The 2,562-nt window shown below is 59.3% G+C and carries 3 protein-coding genes and 1 pseudogene; 3 read left to right on the forward strand and 1 reads right to left on the reverse strand.

The features are described from left to right. Positions 1-451 precede the first annotated feature (451 nt). Positions 452-961, reverse strand: coding sequence for a DUF892 family protein (locus EN879_RS31665; RefSeq protein WP_063170790.1), 510 nt, complete (start codon positions 959-961; stop codon positions 452-454). A gap of 151 nt (positions 962-1,112) precedes the next feature. Between EN879_RS31665 and EN879_RS31670 the strand changes: the two genes are divergently transcribed. From EN879_RS31670 to EN879_RS31685, 3 genes and pseudogenes are all read left to right on the forward strand, one after another. Then, entirely contained in the window at positions 1,113-1,412 is a 300-nt protein-coding gene (locus tag EN879_RS31670) for a hypothetical protein (protein ID WP_127274512.1), read from the forward strand. A 265-nt stretch (positions 1,413-1,677) separates the two neighbouring features. Next, positions 1,678-1,923, forward strand: coding sequence for a hypothetical protein (locus EN879_RS31680; RefSeq protein WP_013525108.1), 246 nt, complete (start codon positions 1,678-1,680; stop codon positions 1,921-1,923). A gap of 234 nt (positions 1,924-2,157) precedes the next feature. Beyond that, a pseudogene (locus tag EN879_RS31685) lies at positions 2,158-2,562 on the forward strand (cytochrome B6); the annotation flags it as partial.

A 2,562-nucleotide genomic window follows, 5' to 3' on the forward strand; every position in this document is an offset into this window, starting at 1 on the left:
CGAATCGTCAGGCCATAACGGAGGCCGGTGGCACGCGCATTTCCCAGAACGCACTCGATCACCTGCCAAGAAAACATGGCGGTGCGGGTCGCCCCAAACTCTCGAGACAACGCCCGACCGCTGCCGAATGTTTCGTGGCCCGGCCCGACGGAGGTTCTCACTTCAGTGGCCTAACGATGCTTCTTGCGACTTGCGTCTTGACGCAAGATGCCGCTCTCTCAGTTCCTGTTTTCAATCGGAATGACGCTCCACGCCCGCATGAGGAACTGCCGTCATCAGACCAGGTCGTTGGTTTGTCGTTGCCGCCCAAACAGGACGGTCACCCCCAAGACCGATACGAATACTACCTGGTCAAGGTAGTTGCTATGTGGGCCCGCGCCACGGCGGTCAGCGTGGGCCCGTACGCTGCGCTGACCGGCGCTCACTATCGCCTGCGAGCCACGATCGTAGATCAGCGCTTGGCGTTGTCACTCTCCGAGTCGGCCCGCGCGAGGAACTGCTCGGCTGTCGCTGGAATATGGCTTTTCAACCAGTCCGCCATCGCAACTTCCTCACGCAGATTCTCTTCGCAGAGCTGGGCGACCTCTGCTTCGCCTAGCGATTTGGCGGCGGCGATCAGGATTGTGTAGGAGGCGATTTCCATGTGCTCGAACGTGTAGCTTGCAAGCGATCCCTTCATCACTTCGTCCCCGGCGAACACCCCACTGAGCGACTGCGTCATTGCCGTCAGCTTGCCGCCGGCATCCTTCAGTGTGGAAGATCCTTGTCCGATGCGGTCAAGACAGGTTTCCAGCCGAGCAGCCTGCTGTCTGGTCTCCTGGATGTGCTGGCGAATCCGCTCGCTGAGCTCAGGATAGTTCTCTATCCGGTTCAGTTGCCCATTCAACATGGTTTCGGCCTGCTCCTCCATGGCGTGAGCATCCCTGAGCCATTGGACAAGCCATTCGCGTGATTCTGACATTTCATACCTCCTTCATGGGTCGGCCAGAACTTTCAAAGGGAGATATTGTTCCTCATCGGTTGAGCTGCGGAGTCAGCCTGTATTGCAGGCTCCTTGAGGTAGGCGCTGCAAGCGGGCGCTTGGCACCAGGAGAGAGTGGCGGGCGACGGGCATGGTCGCGGTGTCGGCGTTGGCAAAACGCATTCCTGCAGAAATGACGAAGCTGCTGCCTGCCGCGGGTTCCGTGATGGATGATCTCAATGAAGCGTTTCGCGTCGGCTCGCATTCCAATACCCGCGCCGCGATGTGTCAGGCTGTGTCTTGCCCGAGCGCCTTGGCCGTTGCCATTCGTCTTGCAAAATCAGCCCATTGCCGGTGCGCCCCAGCGAGGCCTCCAGGTTCAACAACGGAGATCATATCACGATGGAACGTCACGGCGTTTCGCAGGTTGGTATTGGGGTTTTCGCGCTAGGGAAAGAGCCATGACTTCTTCAGACAAGTCTTCAACTAACATATCACACCGCTCCGAGAAATCGAGCGGCAGGAGCCCGTCAAAGCCGGCGACACCTTCACCGGCCCCAGAGAAAATATCCGGAGCAGGCCCTGCGGTCGCCGAGCATTCGAAAGACGCCAAGGCGCCCAGAGGCGGGCGTCAACCTGGGGCCTATGTCAAGGATTAGATAGCCGAGCTGGGTTGCGTTTGTCTGGCCAATGCAGGAAGCGACGAGGAGGTTTTTATGCAGATGATGGGAGTTGTCGTCAGCCGAGACCAGGCTCCGGTCGTGGAATTTCGGGGCGAGGGAGGCGAGTGTATTACAGTTACCCTGCAGGCCGGGCATACTCTTCCCGACGATGAACTCATTGCAAAGGCCAGGGCCATGATGGTTCAGGTCGCTCAGTTCGGGACGGACCAGATCAACAATGCGGCGATGTCTGACGGGTCGTCGGCCGATGGGGTGATACAATCCGGAATGTCGGGATAGATAGCTTCGCTCGATGCAGGCCTGCTGCAAGGCCACGAGTCGGCAGCGGACGTGCAGTCATCAGCCAGAAGATGGCGAGAACGGTACGCAGGCAAGGCACGCAGATCGCACCCTCCAAAGCAGCGACACCGGTGATCATCGAAAAGCCGAGCGTGAGCGTTGGGGCTATCAAAGCTATGGAACAAAGCTTGCGCGCACTGGTTGGGGCCAAATTCAACGCTGTGGGGAGGGGATATGTCGCGTATCTTCAATCTTGGTTTGCCGGTCCTGCTTGGCGCTGCAACGTTCACGCTCAATGTTGCTTCGGACCCGCTGCCGCCGGATCTGACGTATCGTCCATTGCCAAGCTTGCCTTTTTCTGCGGTCAAGGAAACTGACGAGGCGCAAAAGCCGGCTGTGACACAACGGCAACGCGGCCTGCTCGAGAGCCGTTACGATCTGGCCGACCGGCCGATGCCCGGCGTCATGATGTCGGGCGGGCGCAAGGCTGTACAAGAAGGCTCGCGAGTGAAACTGCCGGCAGGCGAAACCTGGAGCAGCCTGGCAGCGAAAACCCCTCAGGAAATTCGTGATCGTGGTCTGTTGCCGCAAGGCTTCCTACCGTTGCCGCCCGTCAAGCAGGCCGCAGGAGGTCAGGTC

Source organism: Mesorhizobium sp. M7A.F.Ca.AU.002.02.1.1 (genome assembly GCF_003998535.1).
Classification (GTDB): domain Bacteria; phylum Pseudomonadota; class Alphaproteobacteria; order Rhizobiales; family Rhizobiaceae; genus Mesorhizobium; species Mesorhizobium ciceri.

Coding starts and splice junctions, on each gene's coding strand:
- EN879_RS31665 (WP_063170790.1), bottom strand. CDS start 961: ATGTCAGAATCACGCGAATGGCTTGTCCAATGGCTCAGGGATGCTCAC.
- EN879_RS31670 (WP_127274512.1), top strand. CDS start 1,113: ATGGTCGCGGTGTCGGCGTTGGCAAAACGCATTCCTGCAGAAATGACG.
- EN879_RS31680 (WP_013525108.1), top strand. CDS start 1,678: ATGCAGATGATGGGAGTTGTCGTCAGCCGAGACCAGGCTCCGGTCGTG.